General features: G+C 57.9%; 32 protein-coding genes. 13 read left to right on the top strand and 19 right to left on the bottom strand.

From position 1 onward, the window contains the following. Positions 1 to 66: 66 nt before the first annotated feature. Genes HMPREF3169_RS06320 through HMPREF3169_RS06310 form a run of 3 tightly spaced genes read right to left on the bottom strand, consistent with a single transcriptional unit; the run spans position 67 to position 3,032 of the window. A complete protein-coding gene (locus HMPREF3169_RS06320) occupies positions 67 to 777 on the bottom strand; it encodes a GNAT family N-acetyltransferase (RefSeq protein WP_070432756.1) in 711 nt (236 codons plus the stop codon). A 2-nt stretch (positions 778 to 779) separates the two neighbouring features. After that, on the bottom strand, positions 780 to 2,069 hold the full coding sequence (gene glp / locus HMPREF3169_RS06315; protein ID WP_061921305.1) for a molybdotransferase-like divisome protein Glp: 1,290 nt from the start codon (positions 2,067 to 2,069) through the stop codon (positions 780 to 782). 36 nt (positions 2,070 to 2,105) lie between these two features. Beyond that, positions 2,106 to 3,032 carry a UTP--glucose-1-phosphate uridylyltransferase gene (locus HMPREF3169_RS06310; protein WP_061921302.1) on the bottom strand — a complete coding sequence of 309 codons (927 nt, stop codon included), beginning with the start codon at positions 3,030 to 3,032 and terminating at the stop codon, positions 2,106 to 2,108. Positions 3,033 to 3,099: 67 nt separating this feature from the next. Here HMPREF3169_RS06310 and HMPREF3169_RS06305 point away from each other — a divergent pair, with 67 nt between their 5' ends. The 3 genes from HMPREF3169_RS06305 to mscL all read left to right on the top strand — a co-directional run bounded on the left by HMPREF3169_RS06305 (position 3,100) and on the right by mscL (position 5,086). After that, entirely contained in the window at positions 3,100 to 3,684 is a 585-nt protein-coding gene (locus HMPREF3169_RS06305; protein ID WP_061921300.1) for a 5-formyltetrahydrofolate cyclo-ligase, read from the top strand. A gap of 69 nt (positions 3,685 to 3,753) precedes the next feature. Further along, positions 3,754 to 4,440: an SAF domain-containing protein gene (locus HMPREF3169_RS06300; protein WP_061921297.1), complete on the top strand. Its 687-nt coding sequence runs from the start codon at positions 3,754 to 3,756 to the stop codon at positions 4,438 to 4,440. A gap of 184 nt (positions 4,441 to 4,624) precedes the next feature. Continuing rightward, complete coding sequence (mscL, locus tag HMPREF3169_RS06295) at positions 4,625 to 5,086, top strand: large-conductance mechanosensitive channel protein MscL (protein WP_061921294.1); 462 nt, start codon at positions 4,625 to 4,627, stop codon at positions 5,084 to 5,086. Between the two features lie 108 nt (positions 5,087 to 5,194). Here the strand turns inward: mscL and HMPREF3169_RS12690 are convergent, their stop codons facing one another. From HMPREF3169_RS12690 to HMPREF3169_RS06260, 7 genes are all read right to left on the bottom strand, one after another. Next, positions 5,195 to 5,416, bottom strand: a complete 222-nt coding sequence (locus tag HMPREF3169_RS12690; RefSeq protein WP_082778570.1) for a hypothetical protein — start codon at positions 5,414 to 5,416, stop codon at positions 5,195 to 5,197. Positions 5,417 to 5,443: 27 nt separating this feature from the next. After that, positions 5,444 to 6,016, bottom strand: a complete 573-nt coding sequence (locus HMPREF3169_RS06285; RefSeq protein ID WP_061921496.1) for a MogA/MoaB family molybdenum cofactor biosynthesis protein — start codon at positions 6,014 to 6,016, stop codon at positions 5,444 to 5,446. A 102-nt stretch (positions 6,017 to 6,118) separates the two neighbouring features. After that, positions 6,119 to 7,519: a S1C family serine protease gene (locus HMPREF3169_RS06280; RefSeq protein WP_235591018.1), complete on the bottom strand. Its 1,401-nt coding sequence runs from the start codon at positions 7,517 to 7,519 to the stop codon at positions 6,119 to 6,121. Between the two features lie 156 nt (positions 7,520 to 7,675). After that, on the bottom strand, positions 7,676 to 9,229 hold the full coding sequence (locus HMPREF3169_RS06275) for a HAMP domain-containing sensor histidine kinase (RefSeq protein WP_070455976.1): 1,554 nt from the start codon (positions 9,227 to 9,229) through the stop codon (positions 7,676 to 7,678). Beyond that, positions 9,226 to 9,924: a response regulator transcription factor gene (locus tag HMPREF3169_RS06270; RefSeq protein WP_061921493.1), complete on the bottom strand. Its 699-nt coding sequence runs from the start codon at positions 9,922 to 9,924 to the stop codon at positions 9,226 to 9,228. Before HMPREF3169_RS06270 ends, HMPREF3169_RS06275 begins: the two co-directional genes overlap by 4 nt. Before the next feature lie 212 nt (positions 9,925 to 10,136). After that, positions 10,137 to 10,310: a 50S ribosomal protein L32 gene (gene rpmF / locus HMPREF3169_RS06265; protein WP_005530148.1), complete on the bottom strand. Its 174-nt coding sequence runs from the start codon at positions 10,308 to 10,310 to the stop codon at positions 10,137 to 10,139. 15 nt (positions 10,311 to 10,325) lie between these two features. Further along, positions 10,326 to 10,595 (bottom strand): type B 50S ribosomal protein L31, encoded by a 270-nt coding sequence (locus HMPREF3169_RS06260; protein WP_061921281.1) that lies wholly within the window; start codon positions 10,593 to 10,595, stop codon positions 10,326 to 10,328. Between the two features lie 577 nt (positions 10,596 to 11,172). On the opposite strand from HMPREF3169_RS06260, the gene rpmB reads away from it, so the two are divergent. The 6 genes from rpmB (at position 11,173) to HMPREF3169_RS06230 (ending at position 13,993) form a co-directional block, all read left to right on the top strand. After that, positions 11,173 to 11,409, top strand: a complete 237-nt coding sequence (gene rpmB, locus HMPREF3169_RS06255) for a 50S ribosomal protein L28 (protein WP_070455975.1) — start codon at positions 11,173 to 11,175, stop codon at positions 11,407 to 11,409. A gap of 2 nt (positions 11,410 to 11,411) precedes the next feature. Further along, the gene (rpmG, locus tag HMPREF3169_RS06250; protein WP_042530058.1) at positions 11,412 to 11,576 is read left to right on the top strand and encodes a 50S ribosomal protein L33; all 165 of its coding nucleotides are present in this window, start codon (positions 11,412 to 11,414) and stop codon (positions 11,574 to 11,576) included. A 3-nt stretch (positions 11,577 to 11,579) separates the two neighbouring features. Continuing rightward, positions 11,580 to 11,885 (top strand): 30S ribosomal protein S14, encoded by a 306-nt coding sequence (gene rpsN, locus HMPREF3169_RS06245; protein WP_061921278.1) that lies wholly within the window; start codon positions 11,580 to 11,582, stop codon positions 11,883 to 11,885. A gap of 21 nt (positions 11,886 to 11,906) precedes the next feature. After that, positions 11,907 to 12,155 (top strand): 30S ribosomal protein S18, encoded by a 249-nt coding sequence (gene rpsR, locus HMPREF3169_RS06240; protein WP_034657238.1) that lies wholly within the window; start codon positions 11,907 to 11,909, stop codon positions 12,153 to 12,155. A gap of 244 nt (positions 12,156 to 12,399) precedes the next feature. Then, positions 12,400 to 13,191 carry a hypothetical protein gene (locus tag HMPREF3169_RS06235; RefSeq protein ID WP_070455974.1) on the top strand — a complete coding sequence of 264 codons (792 nt, stop codon included), beginning with the start codon at positions 12,400 to 12,402 and terminating at the stop codon, positions 13,189 to 13,191. Between the two features lie 82 nt (positions 13,192 to 13,273). After that, on the top strand, positions 13,274 to 13,993 hold the full coding sequence (locus HMPREF3169_RS06230; protein ID WP_070455973.1) for a TetR/AcrR family transcriptional regulator: 720 nt from the start codon (positions 13,274 to 13,276) through the stop codon (positions 13,991 to 13,993). A gap of 35 nt (positions 13,994 to 14,028) precedes the next feature. Here the strand turns inward: HMPREF3169_RS06230 and HMPREF3169_RS06225 are convergent, their stop codons facing one another. The 4 genes from HMPREF3169_RS06225 to HMPREF3169_RS13510 all read right to left on the bottom strand — a co-directional run bounded on the left by HMPREF3169_RS06225 (position 14,029) and on the right by HMPREF3169_RS13510 (position 16,746). After that, positions 14,029 to 14,643: a hypothetical protein gene (locus tag HMPREF3169_RS06225; RefSeq protein ID WP_070455972.1), complete on the bottom strand. Its 615-nt coding sequence runs from the start codon at positions 14,641 to 14,643 to the stop codon at positions 14,029 to 14,031. Positions 14,644 to 14,715: 72 nt separating this feature from the next. Next, entirely contained in the window at positions 14,716 to 15,387 is a 672-nt protein-coding gene (locus HMPREF3169_RS06220) for a hypothetical protein (protein WP_070455971.1), read from the bottom strand. 79 nt (positions 15,388 to 15,466) lie between these two features. Beyond that, positions 15,467 to 16,369 (bottom strand): serine/threonine protein kinase, encoded by a 903-nt coding sequence (locus HMPREF3169_RS06215; RefSeq protein ID WP_168162622.1) that lies wholly within the window; start codon positions 16,367 to 16,369, stop codon positions 15,467 to 15,469. Then, positions 16,306 to 16,746: a protein kinase domain-containing protein gene (locus HMPREF3169_RS13510; protein WP_148132109.1), complete on the bottom strand. Its 441-nt coding sequence runs from the start codon at positions 16,744 to 16,746 to the stop codon at positions 16,306 to 16,308. Before HMPREF3169_RS13510 ends, HMPREF3169_RS06215 begins: the two co-directional genes overlap by 64 nt. Positions 16,747 to 16,922: 176 nt before the next feature. On the opposite strand from HMPREF3169_RS13510, the gene HMPREF3169_RS06205 reads away from it, so the two are divergent. Then, positions 16,923 to 17,714, top strand: coding sequence for a hypothetical protein (locus tag HMPREF3169_RS06205; protein ID WP_061921259.1), 792 nt, complete (start codon positions 16,923 to 16,925; stop codon positions 17,712 to 17,714). Here the strand turns inward: HMPREF3169_RS06205 and HMPREF3169_RS06200 are convergent. Both HMPREF3169_RS06200 and HMPREF3169_RS13385 read right to left on the bottom strand, forming a co-directional pair. Further along, positions 17,711 to 18,541: a serine hydrolase gene (locus HMPREF3169_RS06200; protein WP_246815608.1), complete on the bottom strand. Its 831-nt coding sequence runs from the start codon at positions 18,539 to 18,541 to the stop codon at positions 17,711 to 17,713. The two genes, HMPREF3169_RS06205 and HMPREF3169_RS06200, sit on opposite strands and share 4 nt — an antisense overlap. 131 nt (positions 18,542 to 18,672) lie before the next feature. Continuing rightward, a complete protein-coding gene (locus HMPREF3169_RS13385; RefSeq protein ID WP_083286085.1) occupies positions 18,673 to 19,452 on the bottom strand; it encodes a hypothetical protein in 780 nt (259 codons plus the stop codon). Positions 19,453 to 19,872: 420 nt separating this feature from the next. Here HMPREF3169_RS13385 and HMPREF3169_RS06190 point away from each other — a divergent pair, with 420 nt between their 5' ends. After that, positions 19,873 to 20,088, top strand: coding sequence for a flagellar basal body-associated FliL family protein (locus HMPREF3169_RS06190; RefSeq protein ID WP_070455967.1), 216 nt, complete (start codon positions 19,873 to 19,875; stop codon positions 20,086 to 20,088). A gap of 43 nt (positions 20,089 to 20,131) precedes the next feature. On the opposite strand, the gene purH is transcribed toward HMPREF3169_RS06190, so the two are convergent. The 3 genes from purH to HMPREF3169_RS06175 are packed head-to-tail and all read right to left on the bottom strand — an operon-like array spanning position 20,132 to position 24,039. Beyond that, entirely contained in the window at positions 20,132 to 21,667 is a 1,536-nt protein-coding gene (gene purH / locus HMPREF3169_RS06185; protein WP_070455966.1) for a bifunctional phosphoribosylaminoimidazolecarboxamide formyltransferase/IMP cyclohydrolase, read from the bottom strand. A 27-nt stretch (positions 21,668 to 21,694) separates the two neighbouring features. Beyond that, positions 21,695 to 22,324 (bottom strand): phosphoribosylglycinamide formyltransferase, encoded by a 630-nt coding sequence (gene purN / locus HMPREF3169_RS06180; RefSeq protein ID WP_070455965.1) that lies wholly within the window; start codon positions 22,322 to 22,324, stop codon positions 21,695 to 21,697. An 11-nt stretch (positions 22,325 to 22,335) separates the two neighbouring features. After that, positions 22,336 to 24,039, bottom strand: coding sequence for a cell division protein PerM (locus HMPREF3169_RS06175; RefSeq protein ID WP_070455964.1), 1,704 nt, complete (start codon positions 24,037 to 24,039; stop codon positions 22,336 to 22,338). Positions 24,040 to 24,496: 457 nt separating this feature from the next. On the opposite strand from HMPREF3169_RS06175, the gene HMPREF3169_RS06170 reads away from it, so the two are divergent. Further along, a complete protein-coding gene (locus HMPREF3169_RS06170; RefSeq protein WP_061921490.1) occupies positions 24,497 to 25,267 on the top strand; it encodes a M23 family metallopeptidase in 771 nt (256 codons plus the stop codon). Between the two features lie 243 nt (positions 25,268 to 25,510). After that, entirely contained in the window at positions 25,511 to 26,041 is a 531-nt protein-coding gene (locus tag HMPREF3169_RS06165) for a PadR family transcriptional regulator (RefSeq protein ID WP_371441007.1), read from the top strand. Position 26,042 lies beyond the last annotated feature (1 nt).

The following is a 26,042-nucleotide window of genomic DNA, read 5'->3' as shown; positions in this document are numbered from 1 at the left end:
GAAATTACAATGTTGTGACTTGTGTGAAAACAGTGGCGAAATCTACCCGCCAACTGGGGCACCCGGCTAAAGAAGTCGCCCCTCTGCCCGCAACCGCGCGACAGCGGTGTTCGGATAGTCCTCGCGGTTGAGCGCCACAAAGTAGTGATCGCGCCAGGCGCCATTGATATGCAGGTTGCGACGCAGATATCCCTCTTCACGGAAACCACAGGACTTCAGGACCTTGCCTGAGGCAGGATTTTCTGGCAAATAGGTCGCTGTCACGCGGTGCATACCTACGCGGCGGAAGGCGTGGTCAACGCCCAGTGCGCACGCTGCCGTAGCAACGCCGGCACGGTGAACTGCGGAATGGACCCAGTAGCCAATCCAGCATTCCCCGATGCTGCCGTGCTGAATATTTCCCAGCGTCACCTGGCCCATAAACTGACCATCCAGCTCGATCACCAGAGGGATGATGCTGCCCATGCGCGCGTTGTCGCGCAGGAACATCAGATGGTTCCACCAATCATTTCCCGAATGCGCGGTTTCCCACGTCGTTGGAATGGTGGGTTCGACCGGGCGTAAGTATTGCTCATCGATGACGCGCTGACGGCGCCAGTCATGGCCATCGCCGCGCATCAGCGGACGCAAGCGGAGAACTCCGCCCTCCGGCAGGACGTCGGAAGGCGCAAGGCGCACGCTCGGCGTGGACTCCGGCCACCCAGGGTGTTCCTCACGCGGCGGCCCACTCGCAGGTACACGCAGGCGCCCCGCCGCAGTCCCGAAAGGATCCAGCATGCCTAGCTGCGCTGCGTCAAAAAGAGCACGTCCACCACGTCACCTGGGCGGATCTCAGTGGCGCTTTCCGGAATCCTAATCATCGCGTTAGCCTCCGAAAGACCCGCCAACAGGTGGGCCGGCGCACCGCTCGCGCCGCCCAAACCCTCGACCAGGTAGTCGGCAGTCTCAGCGTCACGCATCAAACGCGCACGGATAAAACCGCGGCGACCTGGACGCGAATCCATGTGGTTGAGCGCGCGAGCACGCACGACGCGGCGATTTGCATTGCGCTTGCCCAGAGAAAGGCGAATTAGCGGGCGCACGAATACTTCAAAAATGACCAATGCCGAGACCGGGTTCGAAGGCAACAGGAACGTTGGAACGCGCTCCTCTCCCAGCAAGCCAAAGCCTTGCACCGACCCCGGGTGGATGGCCACGCGGGAGGTATCGATATCGCCGAGCTCGCGCAGCACCTCACGCACTGCCTCAGAACCGGCGCCGCCGACCGCACCGGAGATCACCAGGACCTCGCTGCGGGCGATGTGTGTTTCCAGCGCCTCGCGGATTCGTCGCGGCTCGCCTTCCGCGATGCCGACGCGTTGTACGTCAGCGCCTGCTTCCCGCGCCGCAGCGGCCAAGGAATAGGAGTTAACGTCAAATACTTGCCCCAGGCCCGGTTCGCGATCGATGTCCACGAGTTCCTTACCAAAGGACAAGATGGTCACGCGCGGGCGCGGATAGACCAAAACCTTTGAGCGACCGACAGCGGCCAAAAGGCCAATCTGCGCAGGTCCCAGGATAGTTCCCGAAGAAACTGCGACATCGCCCGGCTGGATATCGTCGCCAACTCGGCGCACAAAGTCACCCGAGCGCACAGGGCGATGCGCCGTCACGCGCTTGCGGCCGCGGTCTGTCCATTCGAGGGGAAGGACGGCGTCGGCAAGCGTGGGCAAAGGCGCACCGGTGTAAACGCGCACCGCCTGTTTCGGCTGCAAGCGCAGTGGCTGGCGCGAACCCGCCGGAACCTCACCCACCACGGGGATGGAACGCTCAACCTCAGGGCCCTTTTGCTCCCCTTCTGCGTCCTCTTCAGTAGCGCGCCGCGCCTTCAAAGCACGCTCGCCTCCCACGTCAACGGCGCGCACTGCGTAGCCATCGATTGCCGCCTGCGGAAATCCGGGCAGCGGCTGATTGGCTTGCACTTCCTCAGCGCACATCAGTCCCAGCGAGTTCGCAATCGCGATACGCACTGGTTCCGGTGTCACCGCCGCATCAGTAATCATCGCAAGCTGATCATCTACTGAACGCATAGATTGCCGCCTTCCCTGTTTGTCTTCTGACCTAGATTAGTTGATGCCCTTTTCAGCCTCATACTCGGCAATGATCTGCTTGATTGCCTTGTACAAAGCCGGGCCATACTTCTCATGGTGCAGGCCGAAGTCCACATTTGCCGGAATATATCCGCCGGGATTGCCCAGGTCATGACGCTTTCCGCGGTGAACCACCACGTGGACCGGGTGGCCTTCCTGGATGAGCAGCTCGATGGCGTCGGTTAGCTGCAGCTCACCGCCCTTACCTGGGGAAATGCGGCGCAGCGCGTCGAAGATCTTGCGGTCTAGCAGGTAGCGACCGGTGGCTACTAGGTTCGAAGGCGCATCTTCAGGCTCTGGCTTTTCTACCATGCCAACGACCTTCTTCACGCCAGGTGCGTTGGTATCTTCCACGTCGAAGACACCGTAGTTGAAGGTCTCTTCGCGCTCGACCTCGAATGCACACAGCACCGAGCCGCCGACGGCAGCGCGCACGCGTGCCATCTCCTCCATGACAGTCGCCGGCAAGACAATGTCATCCGGGAGCATGACGGCGAAGCAGTCCTCGTCATCGTCCAATACGGATTCTGCAAGACCGACCGCATGACCTAGGCCAAGCGGCTTTTCCTGCTCCACCGAGATCGGGTGGATGAGCTCGCCTGCGCGGCGCACCTTCGCAACCTGCTCATCTTTACCACGCGCGTCCAAGGTCTCAACAAGCTCCGGGAAGGCATCGAAGTGACGCATCACTTCTTGCTTGTTGGGGGCAGTAATAACTGCTAGACGCTGCGCACCAACCGAGGCGGCTTCCTCCGCGATGAGTTCGATACCCGGGGTATCAACCACAGGGAGCAGTTCTTTCGGAACAGTTTTGGTGGCCGGCAAAAAGCGGGTACCCAGGCCCGCTGCCGGCACGACAACTGTCTTAATCCCGTGCAGGGATCCCTCGTTGTTATTAGCCATAAGTTTGAGCTTACAGGCCGAACTTTTGCTTTCGTGCAGCGATACACCAGCAATTACTATTTGTTCTATGACTGAGATAGCCAAGCAAAAGCAAAAATTGCGCGCGGAGCTTCTCGATGCCCGCCGCACCCGCAGCCCCGAGGAGAAGGCCACTGCTGACGCCGCCTGGTGCAACGCGGCCGCCCAACTTCTAAGCCCCGATATGCAGGTCGCAGCCTATAACCCTCTGAGTTCAGAACCCGGCGGCAGCGAGTTTGTCCACACCCTGACACAGGCATGTAAGGCGGTATATCTGCCTATCTCTGGCGACGATGGACAACTTTACTGGGCGCTTTACGAAGGCCCCGAGAGCCTCCAACCCGGTGCGCTCGGCATCGCAGAACCAACCGGCGAGCGCTTCCCCAGCTCCATCTTGGCTGAGCTCGACTTCATCTTTGCTCCAGCGATGGCAGTGGACAAGAGCGGCTACCGCCTCGGAAAGGGCGCTGGCTACTACGACCGCGCGCTTACTCCACTTATTCCCGGCAAGCCCAAGGTCATTGCCATGGTCCACTCCAGCGAGGTCCGCGATGTGCCAAAGGAAGAACACGACCGCCCAGTTGATGTCATTCTGACTGAGCGTGGGCTCGTCGACATTGAGCCAGGCATTTAGCAAGACGGTTTAGCCATAAGAAACAGCAAAAAGCGGAACCATAACCCCACAACCGCAGTCTAAAAGAGCATGACTGCGGATAAATTGCTGAAAATGCTGCGCACCCCAGGGCATCGGCGGGCGCTGATGTTAAGACGCTTTGTTGCATTGGTGCTGGTTGCTGCAGCAGGCTTCAGCATGCTTTCCGCTCGCAAGGAACACCCGCTGGCGGTGGTCTTTGCCCGCGATGTTCCTGCGGGCCATGCTCTTTCGCTTGACGACGTCACGCTAGCGCCCATCCCGGCCAGCGCACTGCCGGAAACGAAAGTCGATACCAACCTCGAGGAGCTTGAAGGCCGCGTGGTCGTATCAGCGGGTTCAGCTGGAGAAATTCTTACCGAGACGAGACTGCTTGGCCCGCAGCTCGTGGACGATTTAGTGAATAACTCCACAGGAAAAAACTCGGGCGAGGAATCCCACATGATTCCACTCAAGCCAGCGGAACCTGACATCCTTCCCCACCTCCACCATGGGGATACGGTCAACGTCATCGCTGGCGCTAACAAAGAAGAGATAGAAGAAGGCCAAACAACTGCTGGCTCAGTCATCGCCGCAGGTGGGCGAGTAATTACGACAACCAGCGGCGAAGAAGAAAGCCACGCCACCACCGTGCTTTTAGCTCTTCCTGCTTCCCAAGCTGATGCCGTGGCAGCCGCTTCGCTGAGCCAACCGCTCACCGTTGTCATTGTGGGACAACGAGCCACCGGCATGAATTAGCGTAGAGCCGCTTCCAGAAGCCTTCCGATTGAGCCAGAAACGTTGTCACATCCCCTAAAACTCGCTAGGGTAAGACCCCACTAGCCCCTGTTTTTAATTTTCATAACATTTGGCTCATGACTAACTTAGAAAAGTCACTCGGGGGCAAGGGTCACAATGTGCTTTAGGAAAGGAAACCCTCCCAATGCTGAAGGGCTTTAAGGACTTCATCCTCCGCGGCAATGTCATCGAGTTGGCAGTCGCAGTCATCATTGGTAGCGCATTCACCGCTATCGTCACCGCCGTCACCAACAATCTCATCCAGCCTCTGATCAACTCCTTCGGCTCCGCAGAAGTCAAGGGCCTTGGCTTCCAGATCACCGACAACGAGTCCACCTTCATGGACTTCGGTGCTGTTATTACCGCTGCCCTCAACTTCCTCATCATCGCTGCGGTTGTTTACTTCCTCATCGTGATGCCAATCAACAAGCTCTCCGAAGCTGCTAAGCGCCGCCACGGCGTTGACCCAGAAGAGCCAGCTCCGACCACCGAGCAGCTCCTGACCGAGATCCGCGACCTAATGGAAGCACAGAACGCTTCCGGTGCAGGCCACAACATTGCTGGTACCTCCTTCGACCAGGAGAGCACCGGCCGCCACCAGGCATAGGGCTTTACAACCTGCAAAAAGACCGAACTCCGGTTGTCTTTTAGAGAAAAGACAACCGGAGTTCGTCGTTACTAATGGCCAATAATTAGAGGTGGGAAACGCTCGCGCCTATTGGCCATAATGCGGTGGCATCTGCTCCCTGTAGAAAGTTTCGTCATGCTTCTGCTCGGCCGGGGCATCCTCATCGAGCTGGACTACGCGATGAGCGTCCCCGCCGCCTTCCCGACCCGAGTTATCAAAGGCAGATACAAAGTCCGGTTGATCGGCAGTACGGTCATAGTCCACGGCGGAGCGACGAACGGCCCGGCGGCGTTTACGCGGTTCAGACATGAATACTAGAAGGAAACTTACCGGCTACTAGACGCTGTACTTCTGCAGCTGGTCGATGAGGTAATGAACTAACGGAGCCAGCGTAGCCATGCCGTCGCGCACTGCGGCGCGGGAGGAAGCCAAGTTAACGATGACGGTCGAGCCCGAAACACCGGAGATGCCACGCGAGGTGCAGGCATCGACTGCGCCGCAGGCTTGGCCGGAAGAGCGCAGTGCTTGCGCGATGCCGGGAACCATCTGATCCAGGACCGCGCGTGTGGCTTCAGGTGCCTTATCGCGCGGGCCAACACCAGTACCGCCGACGGTAAGGACCAAGTCAACGCCACCGACAACTGCGGTTTCAATGGCCTGACGGATCTTCGACTTCTTGGAACGAACAGTCACGGAGCCATCGACCTGGAATTCAGCCTCAGAAAGGAGCTCGCCGACCAAACGGGACGTATCATCCGAGTTCTCGTCTGGGTGGTCAGTGATGACAACCACCAGTGCGCGGCGCGGTGCGTTGAAGTTTTGCTCCTGCTCGCTGGCGATCAGGAAGGCGTCATCAGGCTCAGCGACGTCCAACAAAGACCCTGTGGATTCCTCAGAGACCTCGAAAATGCCGTTGTTGGTCTCGTTGTCAGCATGGTCTGCCAATGTAGCTCCTTTATAGGACCAAAAATTCTTCTTCAAAGATTCGGGCGATTTTTGCTAGTGGATAATTTACTCGCCCGAAAGGGTTACCTCTACCTGGCGAGGATCTTTTCCTTCCTCATTGCTGACCTCGAGCGTGACCTTGGCGCCGAAGTCTTGCGAGCGAGCTGCGGCAATCAAGGAATCAGAGTTCTCGATGCGGCGGTCGTTGACGCGGGTAACGAGGTCGCCTGCCTTCAGCCCTGCTTCTTCTGCTGGGCTGCCTGGCTCAACCTCGACGATGCGTGCGCCGTCGCCACTGTCGCGCGCGTCCACCTTGACGCCCAAGGTTGGGTGCTTAACCTCGCCCTTGTTGATGAGCTGATCAGCCATGCGCTTCGCAAAGTTGGAAGGGATTGCAAAGCCCAAGCCGATGGAGCCTGCTTCACTCGAGCCGGAGCTCGACAAGGAGGCAATCATGGAATTCATGCCGATCAGGTTGCCGTTGATATCAACCAATGGGCCGCCGGAGTTGCCAGGGTTAACTGCGGCATCGGTCTGAATGGCGTCGATAAGCGAGCTCTCGCCACCCTCCTGGGATGCGCGAACCGGGCGATTTTTCGCGGAGACAATACCGGAGGTAACCGTGGCATTTAGCCCCAGCGGGGAGCCCACAGCAACGACCTCTTGGCCAACCGCCACGGCGTCAGAATCTCCAAATTGCAGGAACGGCAGGTCATTGACGTCCTTGATCTTGATGATCGCGACGTCGGTGTTTGCGTCGGAAGAAATAAATTCAGCTTCGTGCTTGCTGCCGTCGTTCATGCTGACGCGCAACTTGCCGCCACGCTCAGCGCCGGCAACCACGTGGTGGTTAGTCAGCACATAGCCATCCGGCGAGATGATGGAACCAGAGCCCTCAGCAGCGCTGGTAAGGCCCAAAGCCTCAATGGAAACAACCGCGGGCAGCACCTTAGCAGCGGTCGCCTCAACCGAGCCCTCAGCTGGTTCCTCACCGGTGCTATTAGCCACCGGCTCATTCTGCAGAACCTGGTTCACGGTGCTCGTATCGTTCTTATCCTTCGTTCCTAAAGCTATGCCAGTAATGCTGCCCGCAGCAACGGCGCCGACGAGGAACATGGCCAAAGCCGTGCCCAGGCCCACCTTCTTCTTTTCTGGCGGGTTCGGTTGCGCCCCCACGTAAGTTATGCCCTGGTTAGGCTGGCCTGGTTGGCCGAACTGCCCTGCCTGGCCGGGCTGACCCACGCCGAAGCTTTGGGTCTGCGGGCTTGCTTGGCCGCCGACGAATTGGGGATTGCCCGCGCCTTGGTTGAAGTTAGCGCCTTGCATCCCAAAGGAACCAGCCTGGCCACTGGAGCTAGGCTGCGCCCCGGAGTTCTGGCGCGGTTCATTCCAACCGGCAGAATTGCTGAGATTGGGTTGATTCTCGGACGTTGGCCTTTCGCCGCGTGGATCCGCAGGCTCATTCATGTTTGAGTTCCTCGTATTCATGTGGGCAATTGTGCCACGGTGGGCTGGGGTGCATCTGTAACGATTCTGCTAGCCATATAAGAATAGCTGTTAGAACCCTGTATGTCTTGACCTGCAACGCAACCCCTTTTTATGCCGCAATAAGGCCGGCGCAGATTAACCCTGATTAAACCAGCGCTCAGCGAAGATGGTGCCGCGATCAACTGCCGCCTCATCTTCTTCGTTTGCGGAAGGATCGGAAAGGCCATCAACGAAGGTCTCGCCTTCCCCACGGTAACCCGGCAGGATAACCTCCATGCGCGTGCCGCCATCGTTCGAATCCTTAATTTCAATGGAGCCCTCGTGGCGCTCAATCACGGATTTGACGATGGCCAGACCCAAACCAGAGCCCGGCATCGAACGGGCGTCTGCGGAACGGTAGAAACGCTCGAATACCTTCTCCCGCTCATCCGGCGGAATGCCCGGGCCAGAGTCGTCGACCCGAAGACGGACCTCGTGCTCGCTGATCTGCTGCATGAACACACGCACGGTGCCGGTCGCAGGCGACCATTTCGCCGCATTGTCCATCAGGTTAAGCGTTGCCCGGCCCAGGGCGAATGGATCGCCTTCTAGGACCCAGGGAATAAAGCGTACCCGGAACTCGACGTCGGGGCGGCGTCGCCTAGCGCGCGCTAGCGAAGACTCGAGCACCTCCATAAGGTCAACCGGCTCCGGAGCCTTCTCCGTGGCGTCCTCACGAGCCAAGTCGACCAAGTCACCGATGAGCGTAGAAAGCTCCGTCATCTGTGACATGACGTCATCTTCCAAGTCGCGGCGATCTTCTTCGCTGATACCAAACCCACCGCCGGAATTGTTCATCATCATCAGCAACTCAATGTTGGTACGCATCGAGGTCAACGGAGTCTTCAACTCGTGACCTGCGTCCGCCACAAACTGGGCCTGCTGCACACGCGATTGCTGCAGCGCTTCCAGCATCTGATTAAAGGAAACCGTAAGCTGCGCCATCTCGTCATTGTTGACAACCTCGATAGCACGCAGATCGTTGGTCTGCGTGACGTAATCGGCCGCACGCTTCAGGCGCGAAATCGGCTGCATACCAGTCTTGGAAACGAGCATGCCGGCAAAGATCGCCAGCAGAACGCCAAGCGCAACGATAACGAGCAGCATTGCGCCAATGGCCGCGATGAGATCATTCGTCTCGCTCAAGTCCCGGGCCAAGACCACAGTGGTGCCTAAGTCATGGCGTTTTGCGAGGATGCGCTCGCCACCGACGGTGCGCACCGAAGTCTCGGTGTAGTCATCGTCCTCCTGGAACTGCCCGCCCACCGGGATAGCATCGCCAAAGGTAAAGCTCCAAGAAGGAGGAGAAATCGCGATGCGAGTAGAGGGATTATAAAGCTTAAACTTCGCGATTTCGGAATCGATAGATTCAACAAAACGCGGGTCCTGGCTTTCCTGAATCAACACGTCGGCTTTTTGCTCAAGCTGCTTGTCGACGGCCGCGGTCAAAGACTCAGACACGATCCAATAGGTTGCCAAGGTCATAAGCGCCACGGCGATGGCCACGACCAGACCCGTAACAAGCGAAAGACGCCACCGTAGTGGCGCCCGAGAAGCCCAACTCCCCCTTCCGCCGGCAATCTCGTTAACAGGGGTGGGTTGTACCTGTTCGGAAGCCTCGGCGTTGGACGCTGGCTTCCTCAAGATCACGGTGTCGACTCCCGCAGAACATAACCGACGCCGCGCACGGTGTGGATGAGACGCGATTCGCCCTCACCTTCCGTCTTCTTCCGCAGGTAACCGATGTAGACCTCCAGCGCGTTGCCGGAAGTTGGGAAATCGTAGCCCCATACCTCTTCCAGAATCACGTTGCGCGGCATGACCTTGCGCGGATTTTCCATCAGCAACTGCAGCAAAGCAAACTCGGTACGGGTCAAAGAGATATGCCGGTCTCCGCGCTTTACCTCACGGGTATCCGCATCGAGCTGCAAATCCTCAAAGGAAAGCTCGGTCTCCGCGCTGTGCGGTGCCCCAATGGAGTCTGCAGCGGCGCGGCGCAGCAAAGAACGCACGCGTGCCAAAAGCTCCTCCAGCGCAAATGGCTTCGGTAGATAATCATCCGCTCCGGCATCGAGACCAGCCACGCGGTCGGAGACACTATCGCGGGCAGTTAGCACCAGGATCGGGCGATCCCAACCCTCGCTGCGAAGAGTACGGCAGACTTCAAGGCCGTCCATGTTGGGCATCATGACGTCGAGGATCAACAGCTCCGGATTTTCATTGCGGACAGCCTCCACCGCCTCAAGGCCGTCACTGGCAATCATGACTTCATAACCATTGAACCGGAGAGAGCGACGCAGCGATTCGCGTACCGCTTGCTCGTCGTCGACGACAAGAATTTTCATAAACATAATTATGAACTATTCATGGTGGATTTTCGAAGCCACCATGCAATCCAACCCCTTTCCATCCCCCAAAGCCACAAGCTAACGTTTCTCGCGGCGCCTTTAGGCCATTTATCTGTTTAAAAGATCTATTCAAAAGAAAAAACCTGCGAGGAAGACGCCTTGTTTAAGGTGCTTCTCGCAGGCTTTTTTAAAAAGTAGGGCGTTCTAGATTAGAACTGCTCCACGTCTACCAGGCCGAGCTTTGCAGCCTTGACCAGACGGCGCGGGATGCGCACGGTCTGACCGTCGATGGTGACTTCCTGAAGGGCGACGTTGTCTGCCTTCCACTGGGAGCGACGTGCGCGGGTGTTCGCGCGGGACATCTTGAACTTAGGAGTTGCCATTTTCTTCTATCCTCCTTACGCGTTCTTCTTCTTGCGGCGAGCCATTGCACCGAAGCGCTGGTTGAAGCGTTCGACGCGGCCTGCGGTATCCATAACGCGCTGTGCACCGGTCCAGAACGGGTGGGACTCAGCGGTCACGTCAACGACGATCAGTGGGTACTCGTTGCCATCTTCCCACTCAACGGTGCGATCGGAAGTAGCAGTGGACTTGGTCAAGAACGAGTGGCCAGTGCCGGCGTCCTTGAAGACCACCGGGTGGTAATCCGGGTGGATATCCTTCTTCATAATTATTCCCTCAGGGTTGAAACTACGGGTCGGTTCTTCACTCTTCTACCTGGCTTAAGCCTTAAAGAACGGCGAACTTTTTACAAAGCAGCCCTCTATTGGTGTCGAAGATCGTGCCCGAGTTGGGACGTACAGATTAAAATGGCGTTAACCTCATCGCTCCGGGATATAGCTTGCGCTTCCCGTGGGCGGAGATGTCAACAACTTAAAGCATGTTACACCTTTGCCATCAGTTCCCCAAACCCACATACACGCTATTACGCTCCGTATATAGAGGAATCGGCCCGCATAATTAACAACAGCCACAGGCGTTAACAAGACCAAATGGCGCAGGTAGTTCGCACGAGCCCACTGCATCAGCTTGCAGCACTGGGACAAGGAAGGCGATTAGGTAATTTGGACCGCGGGCTGTAAGATTTCCCCTTGCTGTTGTCAAAGTATACGTTTTACGCCCCGTCTACTGGTGTTTGACGGTCTTGCCATCCATGCTCAACCTCACTTTTCGAGCACTGCGCCTCACCGCAGAAGGCATAGCCGTCAGTAGCCATGATGTGGGCGGCTAGGAGAAAGAAGACCCATGTCGGCTATTTGCCAGGTAACGAGCCGCAAGCCGGAATTCGGCAAGCAGGTCTCGCACTCGCACCGCCGCACTTCGCGCCGTTGGAACCCCAACGTGCAGCGTCGTCGCTACTACCTGCCCTCCGAGGGCCGTACCATCACCCTGAATGTCTCTACCAAGGGCATGAAGATTATTGACCGCGATGGCATCGAGTCCGTCGTCGCCAAAATTCGCGCACGTGGGGAGAAGATCTAAAGATGGCACGTAATGACATCCGTCCAATCATCAAGCTGAAGTCCACTGCGGGCACCGGTTACACCTACGTGACCCGTAAGAACAAGCGCAACAACCCGGATCGCATCACCCTGAAGAAGTTCGATCCGGTCGTCCGCAAGCACGTCGAATTCCGCGAGGAGCGATAATCTATGGCTAAGAAGTCCAAGATCGCCAAGAACGAGCAGCGCAAGGAAATCGTCGCCCGCTACGCGGAGCGTCGCGCTGAGCTCAAGGCCATCATCAAGAACCCGAACACCTCGGACGAGGATCGTCTGGACGCACAGTTCGAGCTGAACCGTCAGCCACGTGATGCATCCCGTTCCCGCATCCGTAACCGCGACGCAGCCGACGGCCGTCCACGCGGTTACCTCCGTAAGTTCGGCCTGTCCCGTGTCCGTATGCGCGGCATGGCTCACCGTGGTGAGCTGCCGGGCGTTCGCAAGTCCAGCTGGTAAAGGGGTAATTGCACAATGGCTATCAAGCGCAATAACCAAAAGAAGTTCCGCATGGAACAAACCCGTCGCCCGAAGAAGAACCCGCTGAAGGCTGAGGGTATCGAGACGGTTGACTACAAGGATGTAAAGACCCTGCGTCTTTTCATCTCCGACCGTGGCAAGATCCGTTCCCGTCGCGTGACCGGTCTTACCCCACAGCAGCAGCGCCAGGTCGCTACCGCTGTGAAGAACGCACGCGAAATGGCTCTCCTGCCGTTCACCGCCCGCTAAATCAGTAGCTGGGTTTCTCAACAGCGCACTTTTGCCGCTGGCAAGTGTGACACGGTAAAAGAACCTTCGAAAGCCGCTTTCTTTCAATCACTTCGATTGGATGGAAAGCGGCTTTTGTGCGTTTTGTTCTTGGCCACGAGATAACTATCTGCTACTTAACCCACAACTTCCCTATGCGGGATTCGAGCTGGTGATAGATTAGTGATATTCACTTTCCCTCTCCTCGAAAGGGCTTTTAAGGCGCATGCCATTGCATCAATCCTTGGCGGATCTCAGTGAGCTCGCAGCACACTGCCAATCCCCCGCTACTGCCCGCGGCTTACTCGCGGAAGCGCAGGATCTCCTGCACAATTCTCTAGACCACAGCGCGAACGAGCTAGAACTTGCCACGTGGTTTTCTCGCATTATCACTGACATCGTGCGCTCGCCCGGCGTCGCCAGCCCCGTGCGCCTTTCCGGCCCCGTCGCCCGCGGTGACGCACTTCCTTCCATGGCCATCACCTGGCTGGGCGAGGACCCGCAGCTGGAATCTATTTTTAGGGACGTGGGCCTTGTTGGCCATCCTGCGGAGGAGAACATGGCCAGCCGTGCCGACGCTGGCCTGGCGCTGGGCGTCGGCAGCGAAGATGCGCTGCTGAAGGAAGCACTGGATTTGCGCCCGCCAGCGCTCAAGGTGGTCGACGGCTTGCCGGATCGCAATGCGCCCGTGGATATCCAGGGTGTCCTGCTCGCCCCCATCGCCGCCATTGCCCGTTGGGCCGCGCCGGCGCCACGTCCTACTCCGGATCGCCTCGCGATCGGCGTTGAGCGTGAGCTTCTCGACGCCGCCGAAGCCGAAGCCTTATCCCTTGCCTGGGGCACCGGCATCGCGTTGGAGTTGCGCCAGTGGCACGCCGGCGTCAACGGACGCGATGGTGTCCTTGCTACTCTCCCACCCCTCGACCGCACCGCTTATGGCTCCGCCTGCCGCACGGTATCCGCAAACTTTGAGTCCATTGATAAACGTCAGAAAGACTGCTCCACGCAGGACAATTAATTAGTTGCTGCGAATATAAACGAGTACACTTAACTGGCTTAATGAATTAAAATTCATTCACACGAAAGGAGGCGTCCTGCCCATGGCTGGAACTGTTGGTAGGCCGCGCAAGAACAGCCCGCGCCGCCGTGGAACTACCGCCCGTGAAGAGATTCTCGACGCTTCATCAGAGCTTTTCACCACGCAGGGTTTTGCCACCACTTCGACGCACCAGATTGCGGATGCCGTGGGCATTCGCCAGGCGTCTCTGTATTATCATTTCCCCTCCAAGACGGAGATCTTCTTAACCCTCCTTAACTCCACCATCGAACCTTCCCTCGAGCTCGCCGAGGAACTTGCTGCCTCCGAAGCCACGGCTGAGCAGCGCCTATGGTCCCTCGTCGCGGCGGAGTCCCGCCTGTTGCTAACCAGCGGCTGGAACGTTGGCCGCCTCTACCAGTTGCCGGTGGCTAACTCCCCCGAGTTCTCCGAGTACCACGAACAGCGCACTGCTTTGCAGTCTCGTTTCCGCGAAATTGCCGCCTCAATCGTCGGCGAGGATGACCCCCGCATCGAGCTTCCGTTCCACATCGCGCTTTCGGTCATTGAGATGCGCCCGAACGATGGCACCCCGCCTTTCGACGCTTCCCAGTGCGTTCCGGAGACCGCCGCCATGCTTGCCGACGCCGCGCTAGCCGTTCTCGGCGCAAAGATTCCGGACAACGCGGAAGAGACCACTCTTGAGCTGCTCAAGAACCGCCACGACTCCATCTCCTCTGCCGCCGCTGCTGCCGCGGATCGTAAGAAGAAGTCCAGCAATTAATTAGTGTGTGCAGCGCGGTGCTGCCAAGCAAACACCTATCGCTGCCAATAGTCGTTCCAGGTGACGCTTTCTACGGTCGCGTTGTCTTGGTAGACGCGCAGACCATCGGCATTGACCACGATGGACGAAGGATCGGCATCAACCTGGTAGGTGCCTTCGTGACCTTCGGCAGGCAGCTCCAAGGTGCCGCCGAACATATCGGAGCGGTAGGTAGCACCGCCGGCGTTGCCGCAGACGACAACCTTGCCGTCATCGCTGGTGCCAGCGAGGATGAGGTCCTCGCCCGCGGTGCACGATGCATAGCTGCCGGACCAACCGCGGTCGCTCAAAATACCACCGCTGACGGTGGACTTATCGCGCCCGTGGTCGTAATGCTCTTCCGGGTTAGGCGCTGTTTCCGTCACGGTTACTACGGACTGGCTTGGGCTTTCTTTAGTGCTAGGCGCTGCGGAAGTGGTGCTGGCTGTCGAGGTGGTGGTCGATTCCACCGGCTTGAATTCCTGCTGCGCAGTCTGCTCAGTTTTCTCACCGCCCCGCCCAAGCAAGAAGAATGCAGCGGCGGCTGCCACGATTGCGACGAGAATGACGATTCCGACGACGATAGGCACCACGCCGGACTTATCTTTTTGTTGTGGATACGGATAAGTCATAGTGTGCGCCTTCTTTTCTGTGTCGATACGAGAAATGCTCTATGTGCTAGGTGCGCTAGGTCTTCCTAGACCTTAACGATAGCGCTGAACGGCAAAGTGAGCCAAGCAATTTTTATGAGGCTTATACACCGCTTCGCCGTCTTCCTTAAGGCTTTCAATCAGGCGATCGATCTTCTGGTTGGTCTTCTTCTCGGTCCAGCCAAGCGCCTGCGCCAGCTCTCGAATCGCCGGGATATTAGCATCCGTGGCACCCGGCGCACGGAGGTAGCTAGCCAGTTGGCGCAGCAGTAGCTCCTGCTCGTCATTCGGGACGTGGCGAGTGCGCGTGCGGTCCCCCTCCTCATCCAGCGGGCGCGGGGTGCGGCGAATCATGTCGTTGTTTTGAACGTCGATGTGAATCTCGTACACGCAATCAGGCGTGGTGAAAGTGATAGCGGTCGGCCCCGGTGGGATGGGTGCCAAGCCGCGCGGCCCTACCTCGATGCGCGAATGGGAGCGCACATTGCGCTGGCTGATATAAAGCGGAATATGGCGGCCCACGTTGGCGAGCATCCAGCCTTGGCCGGAGTACCACAGCTGGAATAGCTGACGGTGCAGGTCCAAGTCCTCTGCGCCTACTACAAAGTCACCAGCACGGCCTACTATGAGCTCGTCGCCCGGGCCCATCCGGTGGATTTGCCCGACCAAGTCATTGATCTGGAGCCACGGTCCAAGGTTTGCCGGCGAGCTGGCGTTGGGCTGCATAGATGAGACGCTTTCGAAATTGAGGATAGATGGATAGGTTTATTCCGAAAGTCCATACTAATACCTAGAAGCGTGAAAGTTAGCCAGTTACTAGCGCAATTGTAGTGATCGCAATCGTGATGATGATAAGAATCGTCGCCGCAATCATCAAAGCATTGTTGTTGTCCTTCTGCGGCCGCGCAGGCTGCGCCGGCCGAGCAGACTGTACCTGCTGCGGCGATTGCTGCATTGGCCTTGCTGAAGGCATGGACGCACCCGGGTTGATTCCTGGGTTGAAGGGCGCATTGCTAAGCCCGCCATAAGAAGGCACCGCAGCTATCGAAGGATTGCTCCAGTTTTGCGCTCCCCCGGCGAGGTTATGTGCGCTGCCCATTCCAAAGCCCATGGCGGGAAGCTGACCACTTGCCGGATAGTTAGTGGCTTGGTTCTCCGGAACTGCGGAACGCGCGTTGAGTTCCGCGCCACCGTTTCTGCACGCCTCCAGTGCATCGATGAACTGGCAGGCCTCCGGGAAACGCCGATAAGGAGTGTTATCCAGTGCTCGTTCCATCACTGCATCAATCTGCTGAGTGGCCATTGCCGCCTGTGGATCAAGCCGTTCCATGATAGTCGGGGTGCCCATCGCCGGGACTATGCGCTTGGTGCGCCAGGCAGACTCCGACATCACCTCTTTGAGGTGATACATGGTCAGCATCTCAAACGCGATGAGTGCTAGCGCATAGTTATCACCTGAAAAGGATGCTTCCTGGCCGCTGTAATCACGCGAATTGCTCTCTGGTGAAGAGTAGTTTTCAGTTCCGATTACGTTGCCTACGGCGGTTAAACGCGACTGCCCCTCCGAGATAGCGATTCCAAAGTCGCTCAGAACGCTATAACCACTGTCGGTGGGCCGGCGGCGTAGCAAGATATTGGCCGGTTTTACATCCCTGTGAATCCACCCATCCGGGCGCATCGAATGCATCTGGTCCAGTGCTTTGGCCACGGGGCGCAAGTACTCGACGACGTCGCTGATGCTAAAACCCGCTCGTTACTATGGCGACGTTCACGGATGAGCTCTTCCAACGTGCCGCCTTCGAAAAGCTCCATCTCAAAGCCGAGATTGCCCTCGGTGTCGGCCAGCTTCTTATTTATGTGCGTGACATAGGAGCTATGGATGGCCGCCAGCGCCTTCATTTCATTATGGAAGCGCTTGAGCCCTTCTTCGTTGTGTAGCTCCGGCAACACCGTCTTGATTGCAACGTTGCGCCCTAGATCGACATCGGTGGCCGCGAAGACGGTTCCCATGCCGCCGCCACCGATGCGCCGGACGTTTGCATATCCTTGGCGCTCCAGCCACATAACTACACGGGAATCATTCACGCGTATATTTCACCACACCCGATGTAGATGCAGGTTCTAAGAATCGCCCTATCTACCCCGCTTGTGGGGTAGCATAACCGCTCGTAGAAGGCAGCTACTATTTGTAATTACTCGGAAACTTTTAAGTTGCTGCCTGTATTTATTTCCTATCGCCGATTTCTTTGCCGAAGGATGCAATGACCAACCCTAACCAAGGCCCAAATCACTACCCTTCGCTGCCCACGAATATGTACTCGGGCGCGCAGTCGCAATCCCCATTTGGCGAGCAGAATCCCTATACCGACCCAAATGGCCGCTACCAGTCGACGCAGCCGATGGGATTTACAGCGCCCGCCGCGCGGCCCTCGCGAAACTGGGTTCCGATCCTGTGCATCTTGGCAGTCATCCTGGCCATGCTGATTGGCGGCGGCGTGGTCTGGGCGGATAAGAAGAGCGACGAGGCTCAGCAGCCACCTGTCGCTCCGGCACCGCCGTCGACGGAGGTTTCGGAAGAACCCGTCACGACCACGGAAGAAACCGAGTCTGATCCTACGCCTACCCAGGATTCTTCTTCCCCGGCGCAGAATAATTCGCCGCGCTATCAGCAAAGGCAGCAGCCGCGCCAGCAAACCCACACCACTACGCAGCGCAAGGACTATCCGGCAGGGCTTAGCGCCAATGGCTGGGACGGAATCTCCGGCGCGCAGTGCAACGGCGGCGAGGCCGTGTACGCGGCCAAGAAGTCCGCGCCACAGGCGCACGTCGTCATCTGTGACGAAGGCTCCGGCTTGGTCTACCGCGGCAATTGGTCCAGCGGCCCGGCCGTTGGCACTGCCTCAGGTAGCGGCACTTCGTACACCGCTACCTTCAACGATGTCAGCCAGCTGCTGATTAATGGCAGCGAGTTCACAATCATCCCAGACAGCACCTCTTATGACTCGAGCAAGCTAGACACCGGCCAGTTCAGCACCGTCTGGAGCGCCAACTAGCAAGCGGCCTTGGGCCACTGGACCTTCGCACCCGCGAGTTCGGTGGCCAAGGCGCTGAGCATTTGTTGTGCCGAGCCATAGGCACCGCTTGGCGACGTCGCGTAAATAGCCACCGCAACCTTCTTACCGTTGAGCTCTACCGTGCCCATCTGCCGTGCTTCATAGGCGCCGTTTGTATCTGGGCCCCAACCGCCCTTAAAAGATGAATTATCGAGGCTGCCTAAGCCATAGCTTTGGGCAGGATCAGAGGCAGCCATAGCAGTGAGCACTCCGCTGCCCTGTGCGATACAACCCAACTGCCCTATAAAGCGCGCTTGATCAGCGACTGTCCATTGGGTCTGCCCGAAGGCGGAAAAGCCCGGACGGGTAACCGTGGGCTGCACTTGCACGTCTAAGCCTGCTTCCGCTAGAACTGCGCTGGCGGCGCTAGCTGCAGACTGCCCGCCGCCTAGGGATTGCCAGAGATTTTCTGCGGCCGCATTATCTGAAAAAGTAATGGCCTGCGAGACCATCGCTGGTTCTGCAGAACCAGCGCGTTCCGCGGCAATTGCCACCGGCACCTTCGCGGTAGACCATGCGGCTCGCGGCTCAGAAATACCGGCACTATATACCTCATCCTGACCTGCAACGGCGATTCCGGCTTTCCCGCCGTACTTGCTCTGAACGTCTTCGACGATCTTCTGCAGTGCTTCCTGGACGTTCCCTCTCGCTGCAGCAGGAGCCGGTTCCTTGTCAGACTTTCCACCATCGCCTTTAGCATCCGCATCGGGCACCATCGTCTGTCCGCTCAAAGTGGGGCGCGGGTCCACATCCGTGCTGGTAGTCATGCTAACTTCCGCTCTTTCCTCCACATCACCGATCGTGCAGGCGCTTGCGGCCAAAGCCACGCATAGTAGGCCCAGACCGCACAGGTTCTTTTTCTTCATCTAGTTGGTTCCTCTCTCGCTGCCGGAGCCGATTAAACGATGTAAACAATGGCGTTGTTGCCGCCAGTGCAGGTGACATATTCGCCGTTGTCACGGCAATCCATCGTGTAGTTGATGCCAGTAACCGGGCTATATGCGGTTATAACCGCGTTATATTCCTTGGTATCTAGGAAATGCTCTACATATGCATCGCGGACGGCGCGGGCGAACTCAGGAGAGGTCATCGTGGAATCACGGTAGACGTTGTTCAGGTCTCCGCCCGCAGCACCAGACATAGCTGCATCGTTTGCGGCCACCGCACCGGCAGGCAGCGAGGGATACGCTGGGCGTTCCGGAGCCTTGGTCGTTTCTTCGGTTGTTGGCGCCTCGGTGGTTGCTTCTGTAGAGGTTGTCAGCATCGGGCTGGTGTTCTTCTCATCGCTGCCGCCCTTAAGAAGGAAAAATGCCAAAGCAGCGCAGAGCGCGATGACGGCAAGCACAATAAGAGCAATGATTGCCCACTTCGTACCGCTCGATCGCTTTTCTTGGTACACCGGCGCCGCCTGGCTGTAATCCGCAGGACCATACTGCTGACCGTATTCGCCTTGCGCATAGTACGGCGCGGAGTCACCAGCAAATGGTGAACCCATGTTGGACTGCTCGTATTGCCCATAGTCCTGCGGCGGGTACCCCTGCTGTGAGTAACCTTGCGGGAATTGCTGTTGTGGTTGATCCGCCGCGTTCTGCCCGCCTGACTGTTTTGCCCAAGGGTTGGTATTGGGTGCTTCGTTTGCGCCTTGGTAGGGGCCAAAGCCGTTGTTTTCGCCAGACAAAACGTCTCCTATATGCAGGGATATGGTAATTACTTAGATTTCTGATTATGGCACACGCGTGCCCTTCGACCAGCTAATTTTTGTGCAGAACTCACCCAAAGTAGGCGGATCTGGGGAAATTTCCTTGGCAGTAGGCGAAGTAGCCACAACTTCGGTTACATTGTCACTATTGCTATCACTGCTTATGTGATTCGCCACCGTCTTTGTTGAGGAAAGGCCGTTTTAGAATTCCCTATGACGAACTATCCAGGTTTTGGCTCACAGCCTAATAACTCGCGCCCTAATTCATCGCCCCAGTTTGGCTCCCCGCAGTTTTCTGCGTCACAATCATCGCCACAATTTGGTTCCGGATCTTTTGCCCCCGGTACGAACCCCGCGCCCCCGGCATCGGCTACGCAACCTAATAACTTCGGCGCGCAAATGCCAGCGCACAACGGCAAAGGATTGATTAGCGGCGCAATCATCGGTCTGATTGCCGCCTTCCTCTTCCTCGCCATTGTCTTAGGCGCCGCGGCATATTTCCTGCTGCCAAAAGACATTCCAAACGCCCCAGCAGACACGGTGTCAACACCAACCTCGACGCCAGCCTCAACTGCGCCAACGACCATGAGCGACGTTCCATCCGAAAACGTCTAAAGGGGCCCAGCAACCATTAGTTGCCAGGCCCCCCTTAAGCGAATTAGTGGAAGAAGTGGCGAGTGCCAGTGAAGTACATGGTCACGCCGGCCTGCTTGGCAGCCTCGATGACCTCTTCGTCACGAATGGAGCCGCCCGGCTGGACGACGGCCTTGACGCCAGCGTCGAGCAGAACCTCCAGGCCATCAGCAAACGGGAAGAAGGCATCCGAAGCAGCGAAAGCACCCGCGGTGCGGTTCGCGCCGTCGGCAAGCGTGTTAGCGCGCTCGACCGCCAGCTTCGCGGAGTCAACGCGGTTGACCTGGCCCATGCCCACGCCCACAGCGGCGTTGTCCTTGGTCAGCAGGATGGCGTTGGACTTAACGGAGCGCACTGCGCGCCATGCGAACTCGAGCTCAGCTAGGTCGGCGTCGGAAAGCGCGTTACCAGCAACCAGCTGCCAGTTCTCCGGCTTATCGCCCTCGGCCTGGTAAGTATCCGGCTCCTGGCGCAGGACGCCACCGGAGATGTGCTTGATTTCCTCTGCCGGAGCCTCGTGCTCGGCAACGAGGATGCGGAGGTTCTTCTTCTCCTTGAGGATATCCACCGCGCCATCCTCGTAAGACGGAGCGACGATGACCTCGGTGAAGATGTCCTTGACCTGCTTGGCCATCTCGACGCTGACCTCGCGGTTGACGGCGATGACGCCGCCGAATGCGGAGAGCGGGTCGCACGCATGCGCGGCGCGGTGTGCCGCAGCGATGGATTCATCGGAAACGGCGATACCGCACGGGTTGGCGTGCTTGATGATGGCAACGCACGGACGCTCGTGATCCCAGGCGGCGCGCCACGCGGCGTCAGCGTCCTGGTAGTTGTTGTAGGACATCTCCTTGCCGTTCAGCTGCTGCGCGTTAGCCAGGCCCTTGCCGGAGCCATCGCGGGTAACGGTGGCCTTTTGGTGTGAGTTCTCGCCGTAGCGCAGCGTCGTGGTGGCGCCGCCCTCGGTGAGCTGGTCCACGAACCATGCGGAGACAGCCGCGTCGTAGTCAGCAGTGTGCAGGAATGCATCGCGTGCCAGGCCGCGACGCTCCTCCAAGGTGAAGCCGCCCTTCTTTGCAGCCTCTGCGACGTCGCCGTAACGCGCCGGATCAACGACGATGGCAACGGATGGGTGGTTCTTAGCCGCAGCGCGGACCATGGATGGACCTCCGATATCGATCTGCTCAACACAGCCATCGAAGTCAGCGCCGGAAGCAACGGTCTCACGGAATGGGTACAGGTTCACCACGACCAGCTGGAATGCCTCCACACCGAGCTCTTCTAGCTGAGAGAGGTGATCCGACTTGCGGGTATCCGCCAAGATGCCAGCGTGAACCTTCGGGTGCAGGGTCTTCACGCGGCCTTCGAGGCACTCCGGGAAGCCAGTGAGCTTTTCCACTGGGGTGACGTTGATGCCAAGGTCTGCAATCTTGGCGGCGGTGGAACCGGTGGACACAATCTCAACGCCGGCAGCGTCGAGGGAGCGGGCGAGATCCTCGAGCCCAGTCTTGTCATAGACGCTAATCAGCGCGCGCTTGATCTGCTTACGGTCATCGCTCATGGTGCGGAGAAAGCCTTCCTAAAAGTCTTAGAGCTGAATCGAAATGGTTGCGTTGGCATCCTGCGCTACCTGAACGGCGCGCAAGACTTTAACGATGAGTTGGCGCTCGACCACCTTGATGCGCTCGTGCAGCGAAGCCTCATCATCATCCTGCCGAACCAAGACTGGCTCCTGGGCAATGATGCGACCGGTATCTACACCGGCATCAACAAAGTGGACGGTTGAACCTGTGACCTTCACTCCGTACTCGAGCGCGTCACGTACACCGTGTGCGCCCTTGAAGGACGGAAGCAAAGCCGGGTGAGTATTGATGGTGCGGCCTTCGAAGCGGGCGAGGAAATCTGCGCCCAGAATCTTCATGAAACCAGCCGAAACAACAACGTCTGGTTGCGCAGCTTCTACTGCGGCAACCAGACGTTTATTCCATTCGGCGCGGTCTGCACCCATCTCTAATACTTCTGCTTCAATACCAGCGGCTTTCGCGCGCTCTACCCCCTGACAAGGAACGTCAGCGACGACCTTGACCACACGATAGTTCTCATCCTGCGCATCGATGATGGCTTGCAGGAGTGAGCCGGTTCCGGAGACCAGAACGACGATTTCAATCGGACGGGAGGTGCGGACGGTTTCGCCTTGTGGCTGATGCTGTGAAGTCACGGGACATAAGCCTAGTCCTTGTGAGGCTCCTGCGGGAATTCTTCGACAATTTCGCCGTCGATGACTTCCGCTTCTACCCCAGAATCGGCGGACTTTGCCGTTTCTTCCGCTGCTTCTTCGGCTGCTTCTTCGGCCGATTCGTTTGCCTTTTCTACAGCTGTTTCATCAGCCTCATCATCTTCTGGAGCGTCTGCAACCGACTCCCCTTCAGGGGCACCCATTGGTTCTTCCGGCACAGGCTCCTCTTCGGCCGATTCCTCACCCGTGGCATTTTCACTTGCAGCATCCGGTTTAATCGATTCCGCCACGGCACCTTCGGAAGTGTTTGGCGCAGTTTCTTCAGCTTCAGCGTCTTCCACTTCAGCTTCTTCTGCTTCGGCTTCTGCAAATGCAGCGTCCGCCGCAGCTTCCTCAGCCTTGTCGGATTCTGCGGCGGCTGCTGCCGAGGCGTTGCGGGATGCATGCCAGGCGCCGATTGCGAAGGCACAGGCAAAGCCCAATGCGATTGCCGCAAACCATAACGCCACGAGACCCGTTGCAGTCCACACGTTTAGGCCCGTTGCGCCATAGATGCCAAGCACGCCGGAAACAAAGTAGCTCAAAAGCAAGGTAAAGAAAGCAACAAAGGCGCTCGCAGCGACCGCAAAGAAAAAGTTCACGTGGCGGCGTGCGCGCCAGACCACATAGATGGCCGAGGCGATCGGAACAACGAGAAGGCCCACCGCCCAAGGCGCAATGGAAGAAGGAACTACGCCCACGATTGGCAGCGGCGGCAAGGAAACCATGTGGATGCTAAACAGGCTGATGCTGCTTTCCGGGCCGAACTGGAATTCAGAACCAGACAGAATGCCGCCTGTGCCGATAACTGCGTTTGGGATATACAGAGCGCTAATCAGGTAGAGCAGGAATCCACCCAAGCCATCGATGCTCGGGTACGCATTCATCATCTCGCTCTGACGGGACCAGCCCACAATGGCGACGATGAGGCACACTACTGCCGAGGCAGCAAAAAGCACACCGAGGTAACGCAGCGCTACTTGCGCGGCGTCGACAAGCATGCGCGGCATACCGAAACGTTTGGCCAATGCCTTCCACAAGCGCGAACCCATGCCACCGGCCAGCGCCGACAGATGTAGCAGAAGCATGCGCGGCAAGACCACGAAGAAATTAGGCGGCGAGACGTCAAATACCTTGCCGGCGTCCCACAACATCAGCCACGCGATGATCGTGAGAAGCAACGGCACACCGACAACACAGCCTAAGAGGACCAAAAGATCTTTGATGCTGACCTTATGCTTGATCGCCTGACGGATCCGGCGCCCGACAATTAAGGATAAGATTCCTGCGGGCAGCAGCGGTAAAACGGAAAGCTCAATTCCGCCTGCCGAAATCGGCGCGAGGTTAAACACCATCCACGCTTCGGCAACGATCGTGGGCAGCCATGCCAAAGGCGAGCTTGTTAAAAGCAGCGCCGCCAATGCCACTGCAAGCACTACCAACACCACGACGGCGTTAGGGATTGCCACCGTCCACAGCATTCGGCGGATGCGCCCGGCCAAAGTGGTAGGCGCGGTAGCTCGACGGGCGCGCGCCTGGGAGCCAACCTTGTTGGCCACGCGTGCAGCTGGTTTGGATGAGCCGGCGCCACCGCGCCCGCGCACTTGCGCGCGCGAACGGGAAGCCGACCGCGTTTGAGGGCTGGTGTTTTTGTTCATCGCGTCCACTTTGCCATGGCCCATCGTCCATTTTGGGTTGGCGCGACGATAACAAGCTGAATTGGCGGCACTTCGCACTAACCTTAAGGTGCTAGCTCAGGCGCACAACAGCGCAATATATACTGTATGGAACGGAAAGCAACCATTAACGCTACCGTGATGACCGTGCACTCTGAGCAAACATACACCGTCTATACTGGCCAATTACGATTATCGCTAGCTCTACCTAAAGTGTGACACAAACCCTTTCAGGCCCCTGTCCAGCTAATTTCACCGAAAAGGTCGAAAAATTTCCATAACGGCTTGCTGTTATTATTTCGAGACGCTACTGTTACATCTCGTTGGTAACAGGAAGGTCACAATCCAGTAACCAACCGCCCAAAGACGTAACGCTTAATTTTTTGGTTTCTAGTGCAGGTGCGGTTGGCGGATTGTGAAGACAATGGAAGAAGAAATCATGCGAAGCAAGACTCAGCGGAACGCCGGCCGTCACCGCCAGATCGCCACCTCGCAGACTGCGAAAGGTCGTCTAGCACTGGTGACCGTCGCTGCAGGAGCTGTGTCCACCGCAGGTGTCGGTGGCGCAGCGGCCGCCAATCTTCAGGCAGACAATGCCGGCATGAAGGCGCAGACCGTCGACTACAACCTTGCTACCGAGTCTGACGCCCTGCAGGACGTTCAGAATGGCGCCCAGGCTGCCGCCAAGGAAGCTGCCGCCGCTGCCCCACAGATCCTGAACGTTGCCGAGGCAAAGCCGGTAGCAGATCTTTCTGCTCAGCTGGATAAGGCAGTTCAGGCATCTGAGGCACGTGCTGCTGCCGATGAAGCATCCCGCGCACCATCCGTCGTCCGCCCAGCCGAGGGCACTTTCACCTCCGGATTCGGACCACGATGGGGTTCCTTCCACTCTGGCATCGACATCGCTAACGCTGTCGGTACCCCAATCCTCGCCGCTATGGACGGCACCGTCATCGATTCCGGCCCAGCTTCCGGTTTCGGCCAGTGGATCCGCATCAAGCACGATGACGGCTCCATGACCGTCTACGGCCACATGCAGACCCTGGACGTTGCAGTTGGCGAGCGCGTGCACGCCGGCCAGAAGATTGCCGGCATGGGTTCGATGGGCTTTTCCACTGGTTCCCACCTGCACTTCGAGATTCACCCAGCAGGCCAGGGCGCAGTTGACCCAATCTCTTGGTTCGCAGCCCGCGGAATCAACATCTCCTAAAGCACTAGCCTTTAAAATTCCTTCTTCCCACCCTCCTTCTCACCTGGTTTAAGCGGTAACAGGACTTCGCTTCCTGTTGCCGCTTTCGTGGTTTTGGCCACCCACCCTTGCCGCCGCATTACTTACCCAGTAAGCTACGCTATAGGTTACCCGGTAATCAATGATTACTATCGGCTTGACCGGCAACTTCCAAAATCTATATCCATCCCCCTGGCAGGAAATATGTCCATTAAACATTCTCTCTTGTCGCTCCTTAGCGCTGAGCCAGCTACCGCCAGCATGCTGCAAAGCCACTTCGCGGAAGCGCTGGATGGACTATGGCCACTCAACATCGGCCAAGTTGCACAAACGCTAAAACGACTCGAAAGAGACAACTTCATCGAGGAGCACGGCACAGCCGTAGGCCCCACGGGCAGGCATGCCACGACCTATCACATCACTACACAAGGCCGTGCGGAGCTTGCGGACTGGTGGACGCGGGGCGTCGCCAAGCATGCGCTCGAAAGAGATGAACTCGTCCTCAAGGTAGCGCTCGCTGCCCAACGCAGCGACGTCGATGCCATTGAAATTCTGGATGCCCAGCGCTTTGCCACCCTGAAGCAGCTTCGGCTTCTAAACCAGCAGGCCGCCGAATTACCTGAAACCCGCAGCGCCACGCGGCTGGCCCTCGAACGCGAAATCTTTGACCTTGAAGCACTGCTGCGGTGGCTCGACCGGGCTGAGGCTCTAAATCCCCACACCTCCGCTTCTACTTCCAATCAACCAAAGGAATAGA

It is taken from the genome of Corynebacterium sp. HMSC08C04, from assembly GCF_001807495.1.
Taxonomy (GTDB): domain Bacteria; phylum Actinomycetota; class Actinomycetes; order Mycobacteriales; family Mycobacteriaceae; genus Corynebacterium; species Corynebacterium simulans.
The sequence above is the reverse complement of the archived record's forward strand: the minus strand, read 5'-3'. Positions and strand labels throughout refer to the sequence as shown.